This window comes from Streptomyces sp. NPDC048584, assembly GCF_043199595.1.
In the GTDB taxonomy this organism is placed as follows: Bacteria; Actinomycetota; Actinomycetes; order Streptomycetales; family Streptomycetaceae; genus Streptomyces; species Streptomyces edwardsiae.
The window spans coordinates 105,542-126,425 of the sequence record NZ_JBICWF010000004.1 but is presented as its reverse complement, the minus strand read 5'-3'; the positions used below and the strand labels follow the sequence as shown (position 1 = coordinate 126,425).

Annotated in this window: 20 protein-coding genes; all 20 read right to left on the bottom strand. The window is 69.1% G+C overall.

Features of this window, described 5'->3' with window-relative positions; all coding sequences use genetic code 11:
- Positions 1 to 11 precede the first annotated feature (11 nt).
- Positions 12 to 833, bottom strand: coding sequence for a hypothetical protein (locus ACGFR9_RS10945; RefSeq protein ID WP_393205538.1), 822 nt, complete (start codon positions 831 to 833; stop codon positions 12 to 14).
- Between the two features lie 312 nt (positions 834 to 1,145).
- The gene (locus ACGFR9_RS10940) at positions 1,146 to 1,469 is read right to left on the bottom strand and encodes a hypothetical protein (protein ID WP_280843930.1); all 324 of its coding nucleotides are present in this window, start codon (positions 1,467 to 1,469) and stop codon (positions 1,146 to 1,148) included.
- Between the two features lie 70 nt (positions 1,470 to 1,539).
- On the bottom strand, positions 1,540 to 1,971 hold the full coding sequence (locus ACGFR9_RS10935) for a hypothetical protein (protein ID WP_319646738.1): 432 nt from the start codon (positions 1,969 to 1,971) through the stop codon (positions 1,540 to 1,542).
- A 98-nt stretch (positions 1,972 to 2,069) separates the two neighbouring features.
- Positions 2,070 to 2,381: a hypothetical protein gene (locus ACGFR9_RS10930; RefSeq protein ID WP_393205534.1), complete on the bottom strand. Its 312-nt coding sequence runs from the start codon at positions 2,379 to 2,381 to the stop codon at positions 2,070 to 2,072.
- Between the two features lie 100 nt (positions 2,382 to 2,481).
- Positions 2,482 to 6,405: a hypothetical protein gene (locus ACGFR9_RS10925; protein ID WP_393205531.1), complete on the bottom strand. Its 3,924-nt coding sequence runs from the start codon at positions 6,403 to 6,405 to the stop codon at positions 2,482 to 2,484.
- Positions 6,406 to 6,447: 42 nt separating this feature from the next.
- Positions 6,448 to 7,653 carry a hypothetical protein gene (locus ACGFR9_RS10920; protein ID WP_393205529.1) on the bottom strand — a complete coding sequence of 402 codons (1,206 nt, stop codon included), beginning with the start codon at positions 7,651 to 7,653 and terminating at the stop codon, positions 6,448 to 6,450.
- Positions 7,653 to 8,642: a hypothetical protein gene (locus tag ACGFR9_RS10915; RefSeq protein WP_393205526.1), complete on the bottom strand. Its 990-nt coding sequence runs from the start codon at positions 8,640 to 8,642 to the stop codon at positions 7,653 to 7,655. Before ACGFR9_RS10915 ends, ACGFR9_RS10920 begins: the two co-directional genes overlap by 1 nt.
- Positions 8,643 to 8,730: 88 nt before the next feature.
- The gene (locus tag ACGFR9_RS10910) at positions 8,731 to 9,675 is read right to left on the bottom strand and encodes a hypothetical protein (RefSeq protein WP_393205523.1); all 945 of its coding nucleotides are present in this window, start codon (positions 9,673 to 9,675) and stop codon (positions 8,731 to 8,733) included.
- Complete coding sequence (locus tag ACGFR9_RS10905; RefSeq protein ID WP_393205521.1) at positions 9,662 to 13,708, bottom strand: hypothetical protein; 4,047 nt, start codon at positions 13,706 to 13,708, stop codon at positions 9,662 to 9,664. Before ACGFR9_RS10905 ends, ACGFR9_RS10910 begins: the two co-directional genes overlap by 14 nt.
- A gap of 300 nt (positions 13,709 to 14,008) precedes the next feature.
- Entirely contained in the window at positions 14,009 to 14,533 is a 525-nt protein-coding gene (locus tag ACGFR9_RS10900; protein ID WP_393205518.1) for a hypothetical protein, read from the bottom strand.
- A 101-nt stretch (positions 14,534 to 14,634) separates the two neighbouring features.
- A complete protein-coding gene (locus ACGFR9_RS10895) occupies positions 14,635 to 15,231 on the bottom strand; it encodes a hypothetical protein (RefSeq protein ID WP_393205515.1) in 597 nt (198 codons plus the stop codon).
- A 72-nt stretch (positions 15,232 to 15,303) separates the two neighbouring features.
- Complete coding sequence (locus tag ACGFR9_RS10890) at positions 15,304 to 15,729, bottom strand: hypothetical protein (RefSeq protein ID WP_393205512.1); 426 nt, start codon at positions 15,727 to 15,729, stop codon at positions 15,304 to 15,306.
- Entirely contained in the window at positions 15,729 to 15,995 is a 267-nt protein-coding gene (locus ACGFR9_RS10885; RefSeq protein WP_393205510.1) for a hypothetical protein, read from the bottom strand. Before ACGFR9_RS10885 ends, ACGFR9_RS10890 begins: the two co-directional genes overlap by 1 nt.
- Positions 15,996 to 16,035: 40 nt before the next feature.
- Positions 16,036 to 16,566 (bottom strand): hypothetical protein, encoded by a 531-nt coding sequence (locus tag ACGFR9_RS10880; protein ID WP_393205507.1) that lies wholly within the window; start codon positions 16,564 to 16,566, stop codon positions 16,036 to 16,038.
- Positions 16,566 to 16,898: a hypothetical protein gene (locus tag ACGFR9_RS10875; protein WP_393205504.1), complete on the bottom strand. Its 333-nt coding sequence runs from the start codon at positions 16,896 to 16,898 to the stop codon at positions 16,566 to 16,568. The genes ACGFR9_RS10880 and ACGFR9_RS10875 overlap by 1 nt, the downstream gene beginning before the upstream one ends.
- A gap of 19 nt (positions 16,899 to 16,917) precedes the next feature.
- Positions 16,918 to 17,784, bottom strand: coding sequence for a hypothetical protein (locus ACGFR9_RS10870; RefSeq protein WP_393205501.1), 867 nt, complete (start codon positions 17,782 to 17,784; stop codon positions 16,918 to 16,920).
- A gap of 11 nt (positions 17,785 to 17,795) precedes the next feature.
- Positions 17,796 to 18,329, bottom strand: a complete 534-nt coding sequence (locus tag ACGFR9_RS10865) for a hypothetical protein (RefSeq protein WP_393205498.1) — start codon at positions 18,327 to 18,329, stop codon at positions 17,796 to 17,798.
- 392 nt (positions 18,330 to 18,721) lie between these two features.
- Positions 18,722 to 19,183 carry an IPT/TIG domain-containing protein gene (locus ACGFR9_RS10860; RefSeq protein ID WP_393205495.1) on the bottom strand — a complete coding sequence of 154 codons (462 nt, stop codon included), beginning with the start codon at positions 19,181 to 19,183 and terminating at the stop codon, positions 18,722 to 18,724.
- A 115-nt stretch (positions 19,184 to 19,298) separates the two neighbouring features.
- A complete protein-coding gene (locus ACGFR9_RS10855; protein ID WP_393205492.1) occupies positions 19,299 to 20,561 on the bottom strand; it encodes a hypothetical protein in 1,263 nt (420 codons plus the stop codon).
- Positions 20,543 to 20,818 (bottom strand): hypothetical protein, encoded by a 276-nt coding sequence (locus ACGFR9_RS10850; RefSeq protein ID WP_388535615.1) that lies wholly within the window; start codon positions 20,816 to 20,818, stop codon positions 20,543 to 20,545. The genes ACGFR9_RS10855 and ACGFR9_RS10850 overlap by 19 nt, the downstream gene beginning before the upstream one ends.
- Between the last annotated feature and the right edge of the window lie 66 nt (positions 20,819 to 20,884).

The following is a 20,884-nucleotide window of genomic DNA, read 5'->3' as shown; positions in this document are numbered from 1 at the left end:
GTTAGGGCCTCTTAGAGCGCGCTCTGCCCGGCGGCACGGCGGACCGCTCGTGCGTCTCGGCGCGCCTGCTTCTTCCCTTCCATCAGCTCCTCGCGGACCTGGCGCAGGAGACTCGACAGCTCCTCGGGGTGCTGCTGGCCGAGGAGACGGAGCGCGCGCAATCGAACGTTCGGCTCGCTCGGCATCCGGCCGTGGCGCGCCTCGGCGAACTGGATGCCGTACCGCAGGAAGCGCGCTTCCGTCAGGACCCGGTCGCGGAACTCCTTGACCCGGGTATCGCGCGCCTTGCGGCTTTCGCCAGCCGCGGCCGGCGGCAGGAACCGGGCCGGTTCCTCCATCATCAGACGGCAGATCGCCTCAGCCCTGCTCGCTACTCTCGGTGAGCGGAAGGCGAGAGCCTGCACCCGTCGCGGCACCGGTCCTGTGAACGGCTGGTCGCGGACGAACGCTGTCCACCGACGGGCGAACGTCTCGTCGTCGAGCGCGGCGAGCTGTTTGGCCTCCTCGTGCGCGAGGTCGTCGACGACGTCCTCATACGGACGCGTGGCCGCCTGGAGAGCTGCCCGGAACGGAGCGATGCGGGCCGCCTGCTGGTTCTTGCTCTCGCCCTCCTGGCGGGGCATGAAGCTGCGCACCCGCTTGAGGGCCAGCTCCAGCGCATCGAGGGTCCGCGGAGCCATCTGAGGGGAGAGCAGTGCCGCGCCTTGGACGTCGCGTGGGGCGCCGGTCTTGGACCCGCCGGTGACGTACTGGACGACCGCGTTCATCAGGCCATCGGGAGACATGCCTGACAGGCGTTTGATCTCCGCCTCGATCTCCTGTGCTTCGGCCATGCGGTCTGTTCCTCCTCGGGTTGGGCCCGCTGCTCTCGGCGCTGCCGGGGCAGCAAGAGGTGGCCGTACCGAGCTTTGCGACAGCGTGTGCCGGCTCATCGCTGAGCAGTGCTCCCCGGCCCCGAGTGCTCTGCACGCACCCGGTGGTCTCGACGCCTGGTGTCAGGCGCGTCCCTGGAGAAGGGTCACCGCGGTGTCCGAGAATCCAATGACGCCTGACGGCTATCTCAACGCTGTTGTCGCGGCAGCGGTACGGCCACCTCGAGAGTTGATGGTACCCGCCGGCGAAGGGCCGGGCAGGTGCCCTGGGCGCTATTCGGCCTGCTGAGCCGTCTTCCTGGTGGTCAGGGCCTCGATCATCGGGGCGAGCTTGCTCGGCTTCCAGACGAGGTCGTAGCTCGTCTGCGAGGCCGCCAGGACGCCGAGGAGGGTCGCGGCCGTGAGCTGTCCGTGCTGGAACTGGTCCCATCCGCCGTCTGCTGCCACGGCGAAGACGCCGGCGACGAGCGCGGCCACGACCGCCACGACCTTCTTGTACTTCGCCGACCAGGCGGGCTTCTGCACCACCGCGGTGAGGAGCGGCAGCACGGCGCCCACCTGGGCGCCGTTGGAGAGGGATTCGAGCGTCTGCGACATGAGGTCCTGCCCTTCACGAGGTTGTGTGACGGGCGGACTCTGGAGGGCGGCCCGGCTTTGTGTCGCGGGCTCAGGAGGTGGGGCTGTCGCCGAGGTCTTCCGCGATCTCCCTGGGCGGGGCTGGTACGGGCCGCTCGTAGAGCTTGGCGACCAGGTCGCGAAGCTGGTGGATGTACTCAACCGCGGCCGCCTTCCAGCGCCGCCACTGTCGCTGCTCCTCCTCCAGGACCTCGACCTTCCGCTCAAGTGCGGTCTGCTTGGTCTCCAAAGTGGCGACCCGCTCAAGGGTCTGGGCGTTCGTCGCCCGCTGCTGTTCGAGGAGCTGCGTAAAGCCGTCCGTGACTGTCTGGACGGAAGCGACGTAGGTGTTCGCCTCCGCCGTATGGGCGTCCTTCTTGTTCTTACGGTTCTCCCGGCGGTGAACCATCCAGGCCCCGCCCAGCACGCCCGTCATACCGAAGAGGGGGCCGAGGACAGGCGCCAGGGAGATAAGCCATTCCATGGCGCCTCCTAGATCGTCAGTCGGATGGGGTGCGCGGGAGCCGGGGCCCGAAGGCCCGCGGCTCCCCGCGGCCCAGAACGCTGCACCCCGACGGGCGCTTACGTCTCCTGCTGCTCGGCATGCCTCGTCTGCGCGTACGTGGGGCCGACGCCGGCGACGGCGTTCCAGCCCCTTCGGATCGCGTCGAGGATCTGGTCATCCGTGATGGCTGCGGCCATGGCCGCCGAGTCCGTAGCTCCGCCCGCGGCAGCAGCGGCGGCCGCGGCGAGCATGGGCGGCGAGGCGACGATGCCGACCATCATCTGCGAGGCCTGCGACTCGGTGGGGCTGAGTACGGTCTTCGACAGGTTCCAGCGCATGGGGTACCCCGCCGTCTCCGGGGGCTCGGCAAACACTTCCTGCGCAACCATCGCGATGGCCATGCGAACGCGGGGAAGTAACGTCGGCTCGCAGGCGAGACCGCAGATGGCGTTCAGGGACAGGGGCAGGGCAGGCAAGGCGGGACCCTCCTCACTTGGTGTAGGTGACGCGCAGCTTCGGGGGATTGGTCTGGCCGTAGCCGCGCGCGCGGCCGTAGTACGTCAGGCCGGAGGTGTTTGGGTCCAGGGCAATGCCCCGCCACGTCGTGCTGTCGAAGACGGAGGTGATGTCGACCCACTTGCCCTCGTTCTTCGCCCAGGTCACGGTCTTGGACTCGGCGTCGCAGGAGAAGGTCGACGGACGGGAGGTGTGCTTGTGCGCCTTGATCACGGCCTTCCCGCCGCTGTTGCTGTACCAGTGATCGAAGTAGAGGTAGACCTCCGCCTTCTGGATGGTGGCGCCGGACAGGTCCGTGCCCAGAGAGGAGGCGAAACCGATCAGGCTCGCCTGCATCCCGTTGGTGGAGCTGTAGTAGCCCTGGTAGCAGGAGTTGCCGAAGTACGAGTTGTACGAGCCGCGGCTCGCGTACGACCCGGACCAGGTCGCGGAGTACGTTTTGGTGTACTGGATAACGGGCGGTGCTGCCGTGCCGCCGCCGGTGTTGTTGCCGCCTGTCTTCGGGATCTCCGGGCCGATGTCCTCGACGATGAAGTAGCAACTGCGCCCCGTCGTCGGCAAGCCAAGTTCGAAGGTCTGCCCCGTGGTGCCGCCGGTGTTCTCGAAGGAGATCAGGAACCGGTGCAGGCCTGCGCCCAGCGCGCTCGCCGGAACGATGTGCTCCAACTCCGCCGTCCAGTACCGGCCGGTGTGTGACGGGGTCAGGACGACGTGCTGGCGCAGTGTCGAGTTGATCGAGGGTGTGGAGGCACCACCGTCACGGAGATACACGCGGGCCTCGCCGTCGCTGGCGGTGTCGAAGTCGGCCGTGGCGTGGAACTTGATGCGGTACATCCGCCCCGCCACGATTGTGGCGGGCAGCTCGAACAACCCGATCTCCGTGCCAGTCGATGTCACCGTGGTTGCGGGCACGCCGTACGCGACGATGCCGCGCGGTCGCTGATCGAGGATCGAGGCGATGTCGTCACCGCCCACGGTCAAGCCCTCAGCGATGGCCAGGGACTGGAACCCCGCCTTACCCTCCTGGTCGATCGTGGCGACCGGCACGCCGTCCGCGCTGAGGGTCAGGTAGTTGGGGCGACCGGTCAGAAGCGCGACGGCCTCTTCCCCCTCCTCGTCGTACAACTGCAACCCGAGCGGCGACAGCTCGGCTCGCGCTCCGGCGTAGCCGGATGCGGTCACGAAGCGCGCAACGGCGTTGTCCCACAGCACGCTGCCCGCCGTGGAGTGGAACGACTTGAGGCGGACGACTACCCGCGCGGTACCGGACGGAGCGACGACTGATCCGATCCCGGCGATTCGCGCCCATGCGCCCCGGACGACAGGGCCCGCGCCGGTGGTGACGTTGGCCCAGTCGATGGCGGTGCCAGAAGCGTCCTGCCACTCGGCATAGATGAGGACCTGTTCGCCCACGTAGTCGCTGGAGGCGTTGTAGTCGATGGCGAGGTACATCTTTTGACCAGGCGTGGCGGGGATCGGGCCGACGAGCGGAAGCTCATCGGTGTTGGTGGCATCCTGGCGCAGTGCCTGCGCGGTGCCGTTGCCGCCGGCGACGAGCGTCCACGCCGCCCTCCCGGAGACGCGTTGGACACTCACGGCGCCCTCGAAGGAGGGGTCGGCGATCAGGTTGCCACCGTCCGCGCCAATCGCGAGCCGGTCCGCAGTGAGCGACCCGGCCTTAACGTGAGTGGCGTCGATGACTCCGGCCGCGATCTTGGTAGCGGTCACGGAGTTCACCGCGAGTTTGTCGGCCGTCACGGCGAGCGCGTTGAGCTTGTCCGTGGTGATCGCCAAGGACGCGATCTTTTCGGCGGTCACGGCCAGGGCGAGGAGCTTGTCGGTGGTGACCGCCCCCGCAAGGATCTTCGGCGCGGTGATGCCGCCGTCTGCGATCTGAACCCCCGGGATCACCGGACGGACCGCCGCGTTGTCGTACCAGGTGTCACCCGCAGTCGTCAGTGCGGTCTGCACACGGATGGCAGCGCGGACCGTTCCGGCCGGCGCCGTAACAGTGCCGGATATCCGCGCCCACGCTTCCCGTACCGGCGTGCCGGTCGTGCCGACGACGCCGTACCCGACGATTGCCCCTGCGGCGTCTTCCCAGCGCGCGTGAAGGTTGAGGGAGGTGCCCACCCAGTCCGCGGATACGAAGTAGTCCGTGGCGAGGTAGAACTGATCCCCCGGCAACGCAGGAATCAACGTCAGCGGAACGTCCCGGTACAAGGCCGTGGCCGACCGGCCGTCGATCTTCAAGGACGCGGCCGAGCCGTTGCCCGTGGTCTTGTCCTGCGTGGCGTAGGAGAGGCCGAGGATCAGTGAGGCGGTGACCGCGCCCTCGAAACTGGGGTCGGGCAGGATGTTCGATCCGCCCGTGACGGTGAGCTTGTCCGTCGTGATGGCTCCGGCCGCTACGGCATTCGCGGTGACGGACCCGGCCGCCAGTTCCAGCGCGGTGACGGAATTCGCCTGCAGCTCCCGGGCGCTGATCGCGTCCGCGGCGACCTTCCCCGCGGTCACGGCGTCCGCGGCAAGCGCCGCGGTGTTCACGGCCCCGGCCGTGATGTTGACGGAGTCGACGATGCCCGTCTTGAGCGCCTCGAGCGTCACGCAGTCGACTTGCATGACGTTCGTCGACGTTGCGCCCTGCCCGGTGTAGTTGAGCCACACGTACGGCGCGATGAACCGGACGTCGTTGTGCATCAGGCCCGGGGACCGCGGGTCGTTGTTGGGGCCGGCCGAGCCGGTCGCGGCCCGGTCCTTCACGAATCCAACGACCGCGACCCAGCCGTCTGCCTGCGTGATGGCCCGTCCGGAGGCGGCGACGTAGTAGTGCGAGTTCGGGCTTCCGGCGACACCCATGCGGTTGACGAGGGTCCTGCCGTCCGCGCCGATGCCGGCGATGCCGACATAGAACGTGTCGCTGGTTCCGGCCTTGAGGCGCACCCGGGCGCTCAGCCGGTACAGCACCCCCGGCTCGTACGGGATGGTCGTGGTGCCCTGCAGCCGGTTGTAGCCCGTGGACTGGCCCACCCGCTGGCTGGTCGGGGCATCGGCGACACCGGTAAGAAACTCCCAGGTGGCCCCGGTGCCCTTGTCAGTGACCGTCCAGGCCGCCGGGTCGTTCATCGTGTCGACGTAGCGCTGAGCCGCACTGTCGCTGAGGGCGCCGCCGAGGGCGTTGATGGTGACGGCCCCGTTGGCGATCTTTCCGAGCGTGACCGCGGCCTTGGCCAGCTTGTCCTCGAGGACTGCCCCGTCGGCGAGCGCGGTGGTGCCGACAGCTCCCAGCGCGATTTTCGCGGCGGTCACGGCGCTCTCGGCGAGCTTCTTCTCCGTGACCATGCCGTCGATGAGGTCCTGCTCCACGGCCTGCCGGGGCTGGCCCTGTACGGCCACGGAAGGGGACCCGGTGAGGGAGCCGGTGTTCTGGCCGACCAGGCGCACCCACACGGTGTCGTAGCCCTCGATGGCGATCGTCACCGTGCCACCGAGCGGGGCCGTGATCGTGGCTACGTGCGTGGTCAGGTCCGGCGTGAACTCCGCGGTCGTGCTGACGTGGACCTGGACGAGGGAGAAGTCCGTGGGGGTGGTGTAGGCGTCATCCCATAGCCCGTCCCAGCCGACGAGGAGGCCGGCGAGTACGGCCTCGACAGTCGGGGCGGTCGGCGTCGGGGGCGGGGTGGTGTTAACCGGGACCAGGGCGACGCCGCCATCGGGCTGTACGCCGACGCTGCCCTTGAGGACGCCCTCGTCGTCGTAGATGTCGAGGGAGCCGCCCTCGATGGAGGTGTAACTGGCCTGGGTGGTGCGCTCCAGCGCCTTGAGGCGCCGGTCGTAGTCATCGAGCAACTGCGCCAGGCGCTTCGCATCGGTCTGATCGTCGAGGAAGTTCGCCATGGCCGCGGATGCTGGATGGCGGCCATGGCTAACGTCGCGTGCTCAGTAGTGGAAGGAGTCTGAACGCCTCAAGGTGAGGGTGCAGCGGCCGTCCGCGCTGATCTCGTCGCCGATGATGCGGTGCCACACGTCGATGTCGCCGACCCACGGGACGTGCACCTGGACGCGGATGTCGTCGCCGAGGGACCACGATCCGAAGCGGGCGTTCGGGTGGTCCCATATCTGGATGGCGGGGATCTGCAGGTTCGCGGTCCGGCCGGCGAGTTCCTTCTCCCCGCGGGTGCGCAGCGACTTGTCGGAGGCCAGGGTCTTGTCGGTGACGGTGGCGACCCGGCGCAGGCGCCCGTCAGTCCTCGGGCGGTAGACCTGTGCCCGCTTCATCTTCTTGCCCTCGCCCTTGCCCAGGACGATGGCCTCGTTGGCGTAGTCGTCGCCCATGCCCTCGGGCTTGGCAATGGCGGCGATGTTCTCGCCGTCCATGAACCGCAGGTCGGTGCGCTTGCGGCCGAGGCGGGGCTTCCCCAGCCGGATGCGGTGGGTGATGGTGTTGCTGGTCGAGTTCGCCCACTCGTGCGTCTCGAGCCAGTCGAACGGGGTCTGCGTGGTCAGGGTGTCGAGGGCCTGGCCACAGTCGGGGTTGTCCCACCAGGCGAGTTCCCACGGGTCCTCACCATTGGAGGTGCCCAGCAGCTCCCCGAGATCGTGGGTGTCGACCTTGACGCCGATGTTGCCGCCGGGCCTGCTCTGGACGTGCCACCAGATGTGACGGAAGCCCTCGAAGACGTCGATGCGGGGGCCGCCGTACGGCTTCGGCGGCGGGGGGACCTTCTTCTTGCCCTTCTGGCCGTCGACCCAGCCGTCATGGTTCTTGTCCTTACCGGCGTACGGGTCTTTGGGAGTGATCTTCTTCCCGGAGATGATGTAACCCTCGTACGGGATGCCGTGCGGGTAGCTGCTGAACCCCTCGCAAGCAACGGTGAACTGGGGCCCGTCGAACGACGTCTTCGTGATGATGCCGCCCCACCGGATGTCGCCGTCGATCTCCAGATACAGCTTGGTGCCCCACTCCTGCAGGATCGGCTTGCCGTCCGAGCCGATCATGCGCGCGTACTCGGGAGTGATGGTCCCCGTCATCGCCCCCGGCCCGGACAGATCCCGCTTGGGGTTCGAGGACAGGGCGAACGGCACCTCCCAGTCGATGACCTCATCGCCGAGGGCGCGCTGAGCGATGAACCGCCACCCCTGCATCAGACCGCGTCCTCGGTCGGGTCCTCGACAAACTCGATGTCCGCGAAGACGGAGGCGCCGCCGTCCGCTTCGAGCACTCCGGTGTATCCGCTCTCTGCGCCGCAGCCCTGGAGCACCAGGTCGTAGACGTTGCCGCGCATGGAGGCCGGGATGCTGATGTCGCCCCCGCCGATGAACGTGAACCGCTGGGCGCTGCCGACCCAGTCGCAGTTGAAGTTCGTGATGGCCGTGGCTTGGGACCCCAGGACAGCCCGGAGGTGGCCGTACGAGTCCTTGGCGTTGCGCTGGTCGAGACCTGCCCAGGTCGCCATGATGGTCGCCCTGGTGGCCCACTCCGGGACCTCGATGTCCCAGCGGGCGCCGTTGGGGAACTCCTCCCAGCTCGGGTACTTCGTGTTCCCGACCTCATCGGGAGTGGTCCACGTCCCTCGCAGGGCGCGAACGACCCGGCGCCGGCGAGGGTTCGCCATCTCCCGAAGGTCCTTGATCATGCCCTGGGTGATCGCGGTGGTGTTCGCGGGGATGTCGATGCGGGCCAGGGTGATTGCCGAGTCACCGGCGCGGACCTGCTTGACCCGGGTCGTCGTACTCGGGACACCAGAGATGACCCGGGTGAAGATGTACGGGCCGACGGCCGGATTGGCGGGCTGGTTCCACGTCTCGCCGTAGCTGTAGGGGTTCTCGATGCGCGCGATGATCAGGTCACTGCGCGCCGATGCGCCGGTGGCTGCGATGTTCACGGTGTCCGCGCTGGGGAGCCGTGCGGCGTACGCCTGGTACTTCGCTCCGGCCGCGCGGTTGAGGATGGCGCACGCCCCCGTCATGACCTGCACCGAGGACCCTGGCGAGCTGAGGGCCTTCACCTGCAGATCCGAGTTGCCGATGATGCCCTCGGCGCCGGCGAACGCCGCGTAGGCCAGGAGTCGGGCCACCTCGGAACTGTGCTCGGCGCCGCCCTCGGTGAACCAGGGCACTGAATCCCACGGCATGACTGTCTTCCCTCCGCTGCTGTTCGTGGACAGCGGAGGCTCACCCCCGGCGGGCCTTAACGTCGCGCCCTGCCGGGGGCGCCCCGGGTTACAGGTAGGGGAAGGCGTCGCGCCAGGTGATCGTCATGTACGCCGTGCCGGTGGCGTCGGTGCCGCGGAGGATGAAGTGGTGTCGTCCCACGGGCAGGAAGAGGTCCTGCAGCCGCGGGGAGCCGCGGGTGATGTCGCCGGCGACGGACGCACCGCTGTTCCGAAGGACGGTCCGGGCCCACGGTCGCGGGTCGATGGTGACGTTCTGGCCCGCGGTCAGCGTCAGGCCGCTGAACGACAGCTTCCAACTGCCGACGACCTCACACGTCGGGTTGCTGATCGGCCCGTAGAACCGGATGACGGGCCAGGTGGGGCCCTTCCCCCCGATGACGACCTCGCCGGGCACCTTGGTCGCCCCCTGCCCGGTCATCGACAGCGGTTCAGCGAGCGGGCCGACGAGCCCGCGGTGCGGCGGCGGATTGAGGTCAACGCGGAGCGTCTGCTCGGTGTCGTCGTACGCGGTGTCATCGACGCACACGAAAGTGGCCACGACCGGCGTGTACCCCTGGCGGGTGAGCCTGGACCCGGCGGGAGCGAACTTGCGGGGGCGGCCGTAGAAGCGGCGCGGCCGGCCGCCCTGGGTGGTGCGCAGCACCGCCGGGGTTGCTATCCGCTTGCGGACCGCCTTGCCGTCCCAGGCCTGCCCCATCACCGAGACCGCGTCCAGGTTGGCAGCGTGGCGGCCGATCATGTTCGCGGCGTCGTCGACGGTGTCCACGCCCACCTCGAAGGTGACGGTGGCTTGGCCGCGGTAGTCCTCGCCGAACCGGGCCCCGTCCTCGCGCGGCATGGGGGTGTCCCCGGTGTCGACGTCGGCGTAGGTAATCTCGTACGGCTCCAGCAGGTAGTAGCCGGACTCGATCGTGCCGAAGGTGAAGTTCGCCGCCGGGTGGACCCCGTTGGCGCTGTAGGAGAGGTTCCATTCGCCCTCACGGAGTGGCATGTGCGCCTCCTCGGCGGATACGGCGCAGCTCGAACAGAGCGTCGCTCAGGGCCGCGCCCGGGGTCATGGGTGCGCCGGTCATGGTCAGGTTGAGGTCGCCGCCGACGAGCGCCGCGGCGGCCGGTGAAGCGGTCGCCCGGGAACGGGGCGCGCTCGCCGCGGTGGAGCGCACCGCGCCGTTCGCGTACTGGCGAAGGGCGCCCTGCGCGAAGTACACGACCTGGCCGCCGAACATCTCCGCAACGCGCTCGAGGATGGCCTTGCTGCGCTTGCGCTTGCTGGGGGCCAAAGGGAGGTAAGCCTCCCCCTGAGTCTCTGGTTCATTCCATATGCGTATTTCGCCCGGTCTTCCGATCTGTGCGATGTGCCGCTCGGCGCCGGCCGCGAACGCCTTGATTCGGTTGGTGGCCGCGCGGATGCCACCGTTGGCGTAGTGGACGATCCCGCCGTCCGCGTGCGTCCTGACAACAGACGGCTTGCCCGACTCGCTGTACTGCACCGTGACGTTGATGGTCTTGCCGGTAAGGCCGTTGATCGCCCGCTGGATGGATTGCACGTTCGCGAGCGGAGTCTTCGTCGGGGCGGTGATCCGGACCGTCTTGCCGTTGGAGCCGTCGACCGTCTTGATCTTGTAGCCGAGATCCTTCAACGCCTGTTGCGCGGTCTTCGTGGGCGCCTTGACGTCGATGCTCTTGCCCTTGGGCAGGCCCGCCACCTTCTCCTGGACGTTCTTCAGGTCGCCGGCGGCCTGCTTGATGATCGCCTGGACGGTGACCTTCTTCTTGTCCGGCGCGTTGGCGATGTCCTGGGCCAGGGCGGAGATGTTCACGCGCGCGCCGCCGGTCGGGGCGGTGACTGAGACGTTCTTGCTGCCGGGGATTCGCTGCACGGTGAAGCCGAGGGCCTCGAGCTGTGTGCGGGCCTCGATGGTGGGTGCCTTGATCTGGATGCCCTTGCCCGGCGGAATGCTCTCCAGCTTGCCGCGCAGGGCGAGGATTTCGGCGGTCGCCGCCGGGATGCCCGTTGCGGTGACCAGGGTGGTGATGGTGTCCGGGACGAACCCCATCTGATCGGCGAGTGCCTTGGCCTGAGCCTTCGGGATGCCCATGTCCGTGGCGAGTTGGATGGCCTTCGCGCGGGCTCGCTCCATCGCCTCTTGGCTCTTGTCCATCGCGGTGGACATGGGCATCAGGCCCTGTTCCGCAGCTTCCTGCGCCCGGGTCGCCACTCCGAGCATGCCGTCGCGCAGCTCCGTGAGCTGACCGTTCAGGTTCTGGCCGTTCCTGGTCGTGGTGTTGACCAGACCGTCGTTGGCGACCAACGCCTTGCCCCAGCCGTCGGCCTTCTCGATGTTCGACTTCATCGTGTCGTCGATCTGCAGCATCACGGCGTTGAGCTGTGCCTCAGCGTCATGGAAGCTCTGGGTGTTGCCGTTCAGTGCGTCCAGAGCCCGTTTGAGGGCATCGACACGTTCGTCCGCGGATTTCGTCTTGTCGCTGAATGTCGTCACGGCGGACTGGAGCCAGCCGTACGCATCGGTGCCGGTGGTGCCGGAATTGTTGATGGCGTTGGCGAGTTCCTTGTGCTTCTTCTGGCTGTCCTCGAGTTCGCCCTTCACGGTGCCGATGGCGTCGCGGGCCCGGATCGCGGCGAGGCCCTCGTCGTCCCATGCTTGTGCGGCGCCGGTCGCGGTGGTGACCCACACCTTGTGCGCGTCGGCTGTCTCCTGGAGCTTCTTCTGCAGATCACCGAGGGACGTACCCTGCCCGAGGTACGCGTTCGTCAGATCGCCGAGGCTGATGCCTGCCTCGCGGACACTGTCGACCAGCTTGCCCTTGCCGTCGGCGAGCTCCGTGTCTTGGAGGAGCTGCGCGGCCTGGGCGCGGACGTTGGCGTCGATCGCACCGCCGGACGCGACTAGTGCGTCCGTCAGCGACTTCACCCGCTCCTGGTGCGCCTGGGTGGCGCGGGCGGCCTCTTCCTGCCGTGAGGCAAGCAGGCCGAGACCGATGGTGACGCCGATGAGCGCGATACCGAGCGGCCCGCCGAGCGCAGAGGTGATGCCGCCGATGGCTCGGGAGGCGACGCGGTTGGCCGCGCCGATTCCGCGCATGGCGCCGGACAGGCGGTTTCCCTGTGTTGCCGCGCCCTGGTAGGCGAGGCCCATGCGCTGCCATGTGGTGATCTGAGGGCCCATGACACCGGGGCCCACGCTTCCGCGCATAGTGGTGCCGAGCGTGCGTGCGGACGTTCCCGCGGCTGCGACGGAGGTACCGAAGCGACCCAGCATGCCGACGACGCCGCTGATCACCTTGAGAGCGAGCATCGTGCCGAGGAAGGTAGCCAGGACGGTGTTCGCACCGGGGATGATGCTCATGAGCGTGTTGAAGACCTCGAGCAGGCCGCTGAACGCCACGAGCAGTACGCCGAGTCCGGACCCGGCCGCGGAGAGGTTCCCGATCGCCGTAGCGATGTTCGAGATGACTGAGATGATCGCCGGACCGACGGTCTGACCGAGGGCGTTGAAGAAGGTGCCCAAGGCCGGCATCAGTTCGGTTCGGATCTGGCGGACCAGGTCGAGAATGCCGCCGTCCTTCATGGACCGGCCCATCCCGCGCATGAGGTCGCCGAACAAGGCGTTGACCTCGTGGAACACGGGCGCAGCGTCCGAAAAGAACTGCTGCATGGCGCGCTGGCCGACGCCCGAGTTGGCCCAGCGCTCGAACCGGAGCATGCTCCCTTCGAGACCGTTGAGCAGCGCGTTGCCGGTGTCCATGGCCGCGCGGCCGACACCGCCAAGTCCTCGGATGAGGCTGCCGGTGGTCCGTCCGAGCTGCGCGGCCTTGTCTCCGGCGTGGTCCAGGAACTTCGCGAGGCTGCCGGTTTCCCGGCCGGCCTTCACGGAGGCCCTGACCCACTGCGTCAGCCGTTCACCGCCACGCGCGACCCGCTCGACGAACGGGCCGCTGGCCACGAGGAAGTCCCCGGTGGCGCTGGCCATGTTGGCGATGCCATCTGTCAGGTGGCCGATGACCCGCGAGTTCGAAGACGCGACGGTCTTGAAGTCCTTGCGGAACGGGCCGCTTTGCATCGCCTTCGCGGCGCGCTCCCCCAGGGAGCCCATCTGCGACGCGGAGTCGCCGAGGGCGTCTTCGAGGAGCGGGAAGACGGTCTTCGCCAGGGGCTTGATGTCGTCGGCGACCTTGGAGAAGAAACGGTCGCTGACGGACATGCGGACCTTGCTCCACGCCCCTTGCAGCGACGAAACGGCCTTGACCGCGTCGCGGGCTGAGGGGGAGAGCTTGTCCAGTGCCTCCTTGAGCTTCTTCTGCTGGGCCTCGGTGACCTTGCCGTCCGTGGCGAGCATCTGCTGCGCCGCGTTCGACTGCTTGAGCGCTTCACCGAAGCCTTTGAACGCGATCTTCGTGCCGATCGCTGCGGTGCCCGCCGCGGTGATCAGCCCGGGTATCGCACCAAGGACACCGACCGCGGGCGCGGCCGCCGATACGAGCGCGGTCAGGCCGGCGCCGTACTGGCCGATGAGGGCGACCGCGGGCTGCAGGAGGGAGACGATCGCGCCGACGCCGAGCATGCGCAGGCCCCGGCCGCGGCCGGGCATGCGTATCTGGACCGGCACGTTGACCGGGTTCCGGTCGGCCTCGCCCTGGGCGCCGGTGATCAGGCTTCGCAGTCCGCTGAGCAGTCCGCCGCTTCGCTCTCCATCCCCGTCACCACTGGGGCGCACGGGGAGGTTGAGGTTTGCGTCATCGAGACGGCGACGGATGCCGTCTAGATCTGCGCGGAACCGCTCCTCGTCGACCTTGACGCGGACGGTGGCGGAGACGCCCTTGGACGCCTCCTTGACGACCTCCTTCAAGCGGCGCTTGAGGCCCTTGGAGTCGATCTCAACCTTGATCTTGGCGGCCAGTCCCTCGGCGGCCGACTCGACCTCGGTGCGTAGCTTCGCGGCGAAGCCTGCAAGGTCAGCGACGACCGGCACGTCGAGGCGACCGGCCTGCAGGCCCTCAGCCACTTCGGACCATTCCTCTCTGCATGGCGGCCGCGAGCATTTGCCGGTGGCCGGTCATGCGGGGCGCCTGCTGCTCCGGGGCGGGCTGCGCTGCCTGCGGTACGGAACCGCTGCGCTGGCGTGCGGCGCCCTCGCTGGAGCGAGGCGGGCGGATGACGTGGGTCGGCTCCTCACGCCGCTTGTCTGCGGCCAGGAGCCCGACCTCGTCGACGATCAGCGCCAGAAGTTCCAGGACCTTGGTCCAGCCCCCGACGGGGGCGGAGCGGACCCGGGAGTCGTCTGGCAGTCCGTCGACGAGGGAGATCAGCCGTCGGACTCCAAGGAATCCGCGCTGTCCTGGTCGGAGCCAGACGCGTCGGGCGTCGATGCCGTGGTAGCGGGAGAGGTCGGATTCGACGTCTGCGAATCGTTCGCGGAGGAGTCGACCGACCGAAAGAGTTTCCCCAGCTCAACCCCGTAGACGCGAGTCAGGGCGGTCGTCAGGCGGACGTAGTCGCCGATGTACGGGTGCTGCTTGAGGAAGTCCTCGTGCTGGTCACGGAGGAGGATCGCGTACGTCTCCCGGATCGCGGCGAGGAACTTCCGCGGCAGGGACGGGCGCCGGAACAGGGCGGTGACGACTTCGGAGATACCGGCGTCGCCGTCGGCGGAGTCGATGACGTCACCGAGGAGGCCGACCAGGTCCAACTCGTCCGACAGGATCGGATCGAGGGCTTCGGCCGGCAACTCCGCGGGGAAGATGAACTGCTCTCCGCCGAACTTGACCGGGATACCGTCGGGGTACTGAACCTCGCGGCGTTCGGCGTCCAGGTCGATGACGAACGACATGTGCGTGACCTCTCGTGTCTGCGTAGCTGAGTCGCGGTGGTGCGGCAGCGCGCGGACAGTGGCAAGCCGTGAGGGCTTGCGTCGCGCGCTGCCGCGAGGGGTCACGGAGTGGTCGGCAGCGCGAAGGCCGGGTCGTCGGTGATGAGGTACCAGGCGTCGAGTTCGTCGCCGCCCTGGACCGCGAGACGCAAGGGCAGCACGGCCTCCTTCGTCTTGGCGAGGTCCTTGGAGACGCCTTCCATCTGCATCGCGCGCGGGAAGACGTACCGGTAGTGCTTGCCACCGTCGACGACCTCGACGACGGCCATGACCTCGGTGCGGCCGCCGATCTTCGGCGGGGCGAACTTGTAGTGCTTGACGCCGGTCTGGCCGGCCACGGTGATCTCGGTGATCTCGCCCCCGCCGTACACGGCCCGGAAGTTTGCGCCGGACCACTGCTGCAGGTCGACTTCGATCGTCGCCGCGTCAGTCGTCTGGAACGTCCGGGTCGGGTAGGAGGACTGTGCGCTCCGCACCTGCTCGAAGTTCGGCTCGCTGTTGAACTTGAGGCTGTCCTCAGTGGTGAGGCCCACGTTCCGCAGGACTTCGGGCATCGGCGACGTAGCGTCGGCCGGGGCCTGCGACCCGACGGGGGCCAGGTAGATCCGGGTGATCGCCGGGATGACGATCTCGTTGTTGTTGGCGCTCTCGCCTGCCATGACGTGCTCTCCAAGGTGTCCGGTGCTAGGGCGCGGACACCTTGGAGAGCCGGGGTGGTTAACGTCGCGTGGTCACGGGTGGAGGGTCACGGAGAGGTTCATCAACCACCGGGGTTGGCCGTCGACGAGCGGCGACCAGACGAGGAGGCCGGAGGGCATCACACCGTTGATGACCGGCCGGTCGGGCGTGTGGGGCGCCTCTACGATGTCCTGGGCGGCATTCGCGCAGCGGATGAGGATGCGCCGCAGCTCCGCCTTGCCCGGCCAGCCGCCGGGATCTCCGTACGCCTCGAGCGTCACCTCCGGTGCTGTGGCCCAACGGAGGTCACGGAGATCTCCGCCGGGGCCGTGCCCGATGGCGAGGTGCGGCCATGGGGCCTCGGCCATCCCGGACACGCGGCCGGAGCCGCCGAGCGCGTCGGCGGCCGCGGCGCTCTGTTGGAGCCAGGCGAGGAGTACGGAGACCGGGTCGGCGTCCGCGAGGGTCAGTTCGGTCATCAGGTGCGGGCGGTGAAGCCCTGTCCGCGGAGGCGGCGGGCGTAGTCGGGGGACACGGTGATCTCGGCGCCGGGTGTGAAGTCGGTGCCGTCGATGCGCAGGTGATGCGACAGGGTGACGGTGACCGGCTCCTGGGCCTCGCCGAGGGGCGGGCCGACGAGGGCCGGGGCCCGGCGGGTGGCGCGCTCGGGGCGGGCCGCGGCGGTGTCGGTAACGGTCTCGGCGGACTCCTCCGCCGGCTTCCTGGGAGTGGTGTTCGTAGCCATGGTGCGCACTGTGCGGGCGGGGGCCGCTTGTGTCGCGTGCTCAGCGTCGGGCGGCGACGATGGCGGCGCCGCGGGACATGAAGTGCGCGCCGTCGGCGACGAGGTTGCCGGGGTAGACCGTGCCCACTTCGGCCTCGACGACCAGGCGGCCGCGAGCGGTAACGGTCACGGTGACCTTCTTCCCGGCGATGACGGGCTGGCCCGTGTTGATGTTCTTCGCGATGCCGTCCGGGTCGCTGTGGGTCGTGCACCGGCAGTTCTTGATATTGGCGACGGCGCGGGACGACTGGTCCCTGGGCTCCCGCATGTACGTCTTCGCTCCAACGCCGCGGTGACGGCGGTCCCAGTCCATCGAGTTGATGGCGAACCGCAGATTGCCCGGGACCTCTTGGCCCTGGGCAGCAACGTGGGTCGGGCGCACCTTGTCGTCGGCTACGGTGACCCACCGTTTGACGGGCGGGGCGAGTCGCTTCGCCTCGATCTCTACCTGCTGAGCGATGCGGTGGACGGAGGGCGCCACCATCCTGGCGAGCGCCTCTTCGAGGCCCGGCGCGGGCGTGAACTTCGCCATCAGGGGACCTCCGGAGGGTTGAGCGTGGCCGCGGCCTGGACGTAGTCGGCATCCGCGCAGCCGGGAACGGCGTGGAGCCGGGCGCTAAACAAGGTCCAGGAGCGGCCGGTCTCGTCCGTGATGGTGTCGCCGGCCTCCAGTGGCCACGCCTGCGGGTCGAGGCGCACCGACCATGAACCGTCGCTCTGCTCGAGGACCGACCCGGGCCAGGTGCCGCGCGGGGGCGGCTTCTCGTTGGGGTTCGGCGGTACCGGCACGCCGTTGGCGTCGCGCTCCCAGGGGTGTGCGAGCACGTACACCGTCAGCCTGGCGTTCGGCAGTACGACGGCCATGGCGGGGCAGCTCCCTTCGTCAGCGGCCGCTGCGGTAGCGGGTCGAGGAGTACGGCCACGGAGGGCGCGGTGGGATGTTGAGCGGCTGCCACAGGCGGCGCTTCAGCCGGGACAGGGTGTCGATGGTCGGCAGGGCGCCGGCCTGACCGGTCGTGGGCGCTGAGTCGTACGAGATCGACTGTCCTTCGGCGCTCACGGAGGAGACACGGCGGCCCTGGGCGCCGACGCCGCCGGGCCGGTTACGTTCGGACTCCGCGGCGTGGGCGGTGACGTAGCGGACGATCGGGTCTTCGGCGGCGCCGTTCAGCCCCACGAGGAGGTCGACGTCGTACGTGCCGTCTCCGCGGTCGCGGTAGGCGGATACCTGCCAACCGTCGTCGATGTCGAACGGCCATGCCTCGGGGTCGGCCAGATCTTCGGTGGGGCGCCAGTAGGGCGTGACCGCGGTGCGGGTGACGACGCGGGGAACGAGAGACCGTCCCAGGTATCCCTCAACGTCGGCTTGCGCCCGGCGGATCGCGGTCGTGAGTGCGTCGCGCTGCGCGGGGGTGAGCGGGAGCGGTACGCCGAGGTCGTCGGCGACGGCTTCCGGGGAGGTGGCGAGGCCCAGCCCGAGGGGAAGGTCCAGCCGTAGGGACTGGTCCTTGACGGGCTGGGCGCCGCTGCTTGGGGTGAAGGCGACGGTGGCCCAGTACCGGCCGGGCGGCACGTCGGGCAACGCGAACCGGTACGTCCCGGGCCGCAGTCGAGTGCCCGGCCCTGCCGCGGCGACTTCGGTGGTGCGTTCCGGGCCGTTGTAGAGGACGAGGCTGGTGACCTGTCCGCCGGCCGGTTCGGGGTCGTAGTGCGCCCCGCCGTACATGGGTTCGTAGTCGACGACCGACACCCCGGGCCCCCTTACTTCTCGGTGCTGGTGGCGTCGGCCTGCGCGACCAGGCGCTCACGGATGCGGGCGGCGATGCTCTCGGAGACATGGGCGCCCTTGGGCTGCAGCAGCCGCTCGATCGGGTTGCTGTGCGGGCCCACGTAGGTCCGCTCGACCAGGCGGACGGTGCACCGGAAAGCGGAGCCGTGCGGGGTGACGGGCTGGAACACGGCGTCGATGTCGGTCGGGGGCTGCTTGGTGGCGTCGTCGAGGATGACCTCAGCGATGTCGTCGGGGATGACCTCGGTCGGGGAGACGTAACCGGGTTCTGCCGGGGGCTCGGGTGCCTCGTGGACGGCCGGAGGCTCCAGCGGGGCCACGTCGGGCGCCTTCGGGCTGGTCTCGACTGCGGGGGACTCCTCGGTGGCCGCCGCGGCGGTGGTCTCCTCGGTGGCCGGATCGCCCGCGGGCTCCGCAGTGGTCTTCTCGGTCTCGGCGACGGGGGTGTTGCCGGCCTCCGCGGGCTGCGCCGCGGCGGTCTTACGGGTACGGGTGGTGCCTGCCATGGGTGGCTCCCTCTCGGGTGGTAGTCCGGTCGGCGCGCACCCTGCACACCGGACGCGGCTTGTGTCGCGTCCTGCGCGATCCCTGCAGTGCGGGTCAGATGACGGAGGATCGGCGATACGATCAGCTCGCTCTCCTGGACGAAGACCTTTGTGGATAGGGGCCAAAAGGCCTCGAGAACTCGAGGTACTTCTCAGGAAGGGGGGCGTGATGCTTGAGAAAGCAGAACGAACCGAAGGACAGGGAGTCACTGGTCCGTCGTCTGGGCGTGAGTCTGGCGACCAGGGCTGTGTGGGAGTTCCTGCGTTGGCTAGCCGGCGAGCTGTTCTAAGGCCACCCGCAAGCAGCAAAAGAGCCCCGGGCCCAAGCCCCGGGGCTCTTTGCGTGTTCGTCCTCACGCGTAGATGAAGCCGCCCGTCTTGGTGACGTTGCCGCCGTCGTCGACGAGGACGACGTTCACCGCTCCGGCCGCGCCCGCGGGCGTCTTGACGCGCAGCTCGGTCGCGGAGACGACGTTGAGTTCGGTCCCGGCGGTCGCGCCGAAGTTCACCGCAGAGACGCCGTCGAGGGCGGTGCCGGTGATGGTGACGGTGGTACCGCCCGCGGCCGGGCCGGTGGCCGGTGTGACGGTGCCGATCGTCGCCGCAGTGAACAGCCGGTCGATCACGGACTGAGGGACCATGTCCCCGGCCTCGTAGAGCAGGTGACGGCGGGAGCCCTCGGGGCGGCCGTCGCCGCGGCCGTACGGCTCGGTCTGGTAGACGTTCTCGGTGATGCGCTTGGGCGGGTCGGTGATGGTGACGGCCGGGAACGCCGCCTTCGTGATCCGCTGCCCGTTCTCTCGGTAGAGCCCCATGGGTTTCCTTCCGCTGCTTCCGTTGTGGTGGCCTCGGAAGGATGGAGGGCAGAGAGCGCTACGGTCGCGCCCTGGGCGGGGCTTGCACAATTGCGCAAGAACGATCTTGGTGCCCTCACAGGAGCCGAAGGTCGTCCCAGCCGTCGGGGCCGATGCTGAACACGAGCAGGCCGGACGCGGACACCTCTCCACTGCGCGCGGTGTACCAGTCGGACCCGTTGTCGAGGGTGGGGGCCTGAATCCACAGACGGCCGTTGCCCGCCTGCTGGGCCCGGAAGTGATGGAAGTGACCGGTGATCAACACGTCCGCGTCGGCGATCGGCTGCCGTCCGAAGGTCTGCCCGCGCCACCAGTCGAGGGCCTTGTCGGGCCGCGGGTACTGGTGCCCGTGTGACAGGCCCACGATGGTGCCCGCGACGTCCAGCGACACCGACTCCCGCCACCGTTCCGGCATGACGAAGCTGACGTGCCCGTAGGCCTCCTCGTTGCGGGCGTACGCGTCGGCGATCTGCGACAGGACCTCAATGCCCCAGTCGTCGCTGGGCGGGCCGACGGCCTCACGGCCGCGCCGCACTCGGCCGTGGTTCGAGCCGCACGTTGCGGCGACGACACGGCCGAAGCGTCCGGCGAGTCGGTCCAGGCCCTCGAAGGTGATCCGGCGGTGGACGCGGATCATCTCCGTCATGGTCAGGTCGTTGGTGTACGCCTGCTGGGCGGTGTTCTCGTAGTTCTCGACGCAGTCCCCGGCATCCATCCAGTACGCCGCGGTGGGGCCGCGGCCGATGGCCTTGAGGTCGCGTACGTGGTCGTCGAGCTTGTCGAAGCGGTCGGCGACGCGCGCGATCAGCTCGGGGGTTCCGCCGTCCCGGCCGACCTTTCCGGCCTGGGCGTCTGCGTAGACGACGACCAGGGCGCGGTCCGCGGTGTCGACCGCTGGCCGGGTCTTGCGACGGCGGCGCATTGCATCGCGCACGAGGGCGTCGACGTCGCCGGCGGACTGCCAGGCGGGAGCGGCCGGTTCGATTACGTAGCGGCAGCGCCACACAGCCCGGGTCACCGCGTCGTCGCCCTGGTTGTCGCGATGCCAGGCGGCCGGGTCGTGTTTGGCCTCCACGAGACGGACGCGGAACCCATCGGGGATGGCGAGTCCCATCGCCTCGACACGCTCGCGCCAGTCAGCTTCGCCGCCGGGCTTCGCCTCAGTGGGCGGGGCTGTGACGACCATCGTGCCGCCGGGCTCGAACCGCACTCCTGCCTCCCAGCCTCGGGGGGCGGCCGGCTGCGTGCGCTGGGCCTGCGTGGGGTGGCTCTGCTCGGAGGAGGCCGGTTCGAGGAGCGCCTGCAGGTCGCTGTCGAGGCTCATCGCTCGCACCGGCATCCGTTGGACTGTCCGCGGCGCCGGTGCCGGGCGACGGTGTACGCGGTGACTGCGTCGCCGTACCGGCTGAGGGTGTCGGCGATGGACTTCGCCGTGACGCGGTCGGAGTCCAGGGCCGCCCGCAGGGAGGCCGCTGCCTTCTCGTCCGCGGCGGCCAGGAATGCGCCGACGCTGCACTGTGGGCCCCGGTGGGTGGTGGGGGCGTTGGCGAGCGCGTCCAACTCTTCCGCGAGGCCAATGGGTTGTTTCTCAATCACCGGCGTCCTCCTGGTCGTGGTGGTGGTACGTGGAGGGGGTGCGCCCGCCCGCGGCGGGGCGCGCCC

Coding starts and splice junctions, on each gene's coding strand:
- ACGFR9_RS10945 (WP_393205538.1), bottom strand. CDS start 833: ATGGCCGAAGCACAGGAGATCGAGGCGGAGATCAAACGCCTGTCAGGC.
- ACGFR9_RS10940 (WP_280843930.1), bottom strand. CDS start 1,469: ATGTCGCAGACGCTCGAATCCCTCTCCAACGGCGCCCAGGTGGGCGCC.
- ACGFR9_RS10935 (WP_319646738.1), bottom strand. CDS start 1,971: ATGGAATGGCTTATCTCCCTGGCGCCTGTCCTCGGCCCCCTCTTCGGT.
- ACGFR9_RS10930 (WP_393205534.1), bottom strand. CDS start 2,381: ATGGTTGCGCAGGAAGTGTTTGCCGAGCCCCCGGAGACGGCGGGGTAC.
- ACGFR9_RS10925 (WP_393205531.1), bottom strand. CDS start 6,405: ATGGCGAACTTCCTCGACGATCAGACCGATGCGAAGCGCCTGGCGCAG.
- ACGFR9_RS10920 (WP_393205529.1), bottom strand. CDS start 7,653: ATGCAGGGGTGGCGGTTCATCGCTCAGCGCGCCCTCGGCGATGAGGTC.
- ACGFR9_RS10915 (WP_393205526.1), bottom strand. CDS start 8,642: ATGCCGTGGGATTCAGTGCCCTGGTTCACCGAGGGCGGCGCCGAGCAC.
- ACGFR9_RS10910 (WP_393205523.1), bottom strand. CDS start 9,675: ATGCCACTCCGTGAGGGCGAATGGAACCTCTCCTACAGCGCCAACGGG.
- ACGFR9_RS10900 (WP_393205518.1), bottom strand. CDS start 14,533: ATGTCGTTCGTCATCGACCTGGACGCCGAACGCCGCGAGGTTCAGTAC.
- ACGFR9_RS10895 (WP_393205515.1), bottom strand. CDS start 15,231: ATGGCAGGCGAGAGCGCCAACAACAACGAGATCGTCATCCCGGCGATC.
- ACGFR9_RS10890 (WP_393205512.1), bottom strand. CDS start 15,729: ATGACCGAACTGACCCTCGCGGACGCCGACCCGGTCTCCGTACTCCTC.
- ACGFR9_RS10885 (WP_393205510.1), bottom strand. CDS start 15,995: ATGGCTACGAACACCACTCCCAGGAAGCCGGCGGAGGAGTCCGCCGAG.
- ACGFR9_RS10880 (WP_393205507.1), bottom strand. CDS start 16,566: ATGGCGAAGTTCACGCCCGCGCCGGGCCTCGAAGAGGCGCTCGCCAGG.
- ACGFR9_RS10875 (WP_393205504.1), bottom strand. CDS start 16,898: ATGGCCGTCGTACTGCCGAACGCCAGGCTGACGGTGTACGTGCTCGCA.
- ACGFR9_RS10865 (WP_393205498.1), bottom strand. CDS start 18,329: ATGGCAGGCACCACCCGTACCCGTAAGACCGCCGCGGCGCAGCCCGCG.
- ACGFR9_RS10860 (WP_393205495.1), bottom strand. CDS start 19,183: ATGGGGCTCTACCGAGAGAACGGGCAGCGGATCACGAAGGCGGCGTTC.
- ACGFR9_RS10855 (WP_393205492.1), bottom strand. CDS start 20,561: ATGCCGGTGCGAGCGATGAGCCTCGACAGCGACCTGCAGGCGCTCCTC.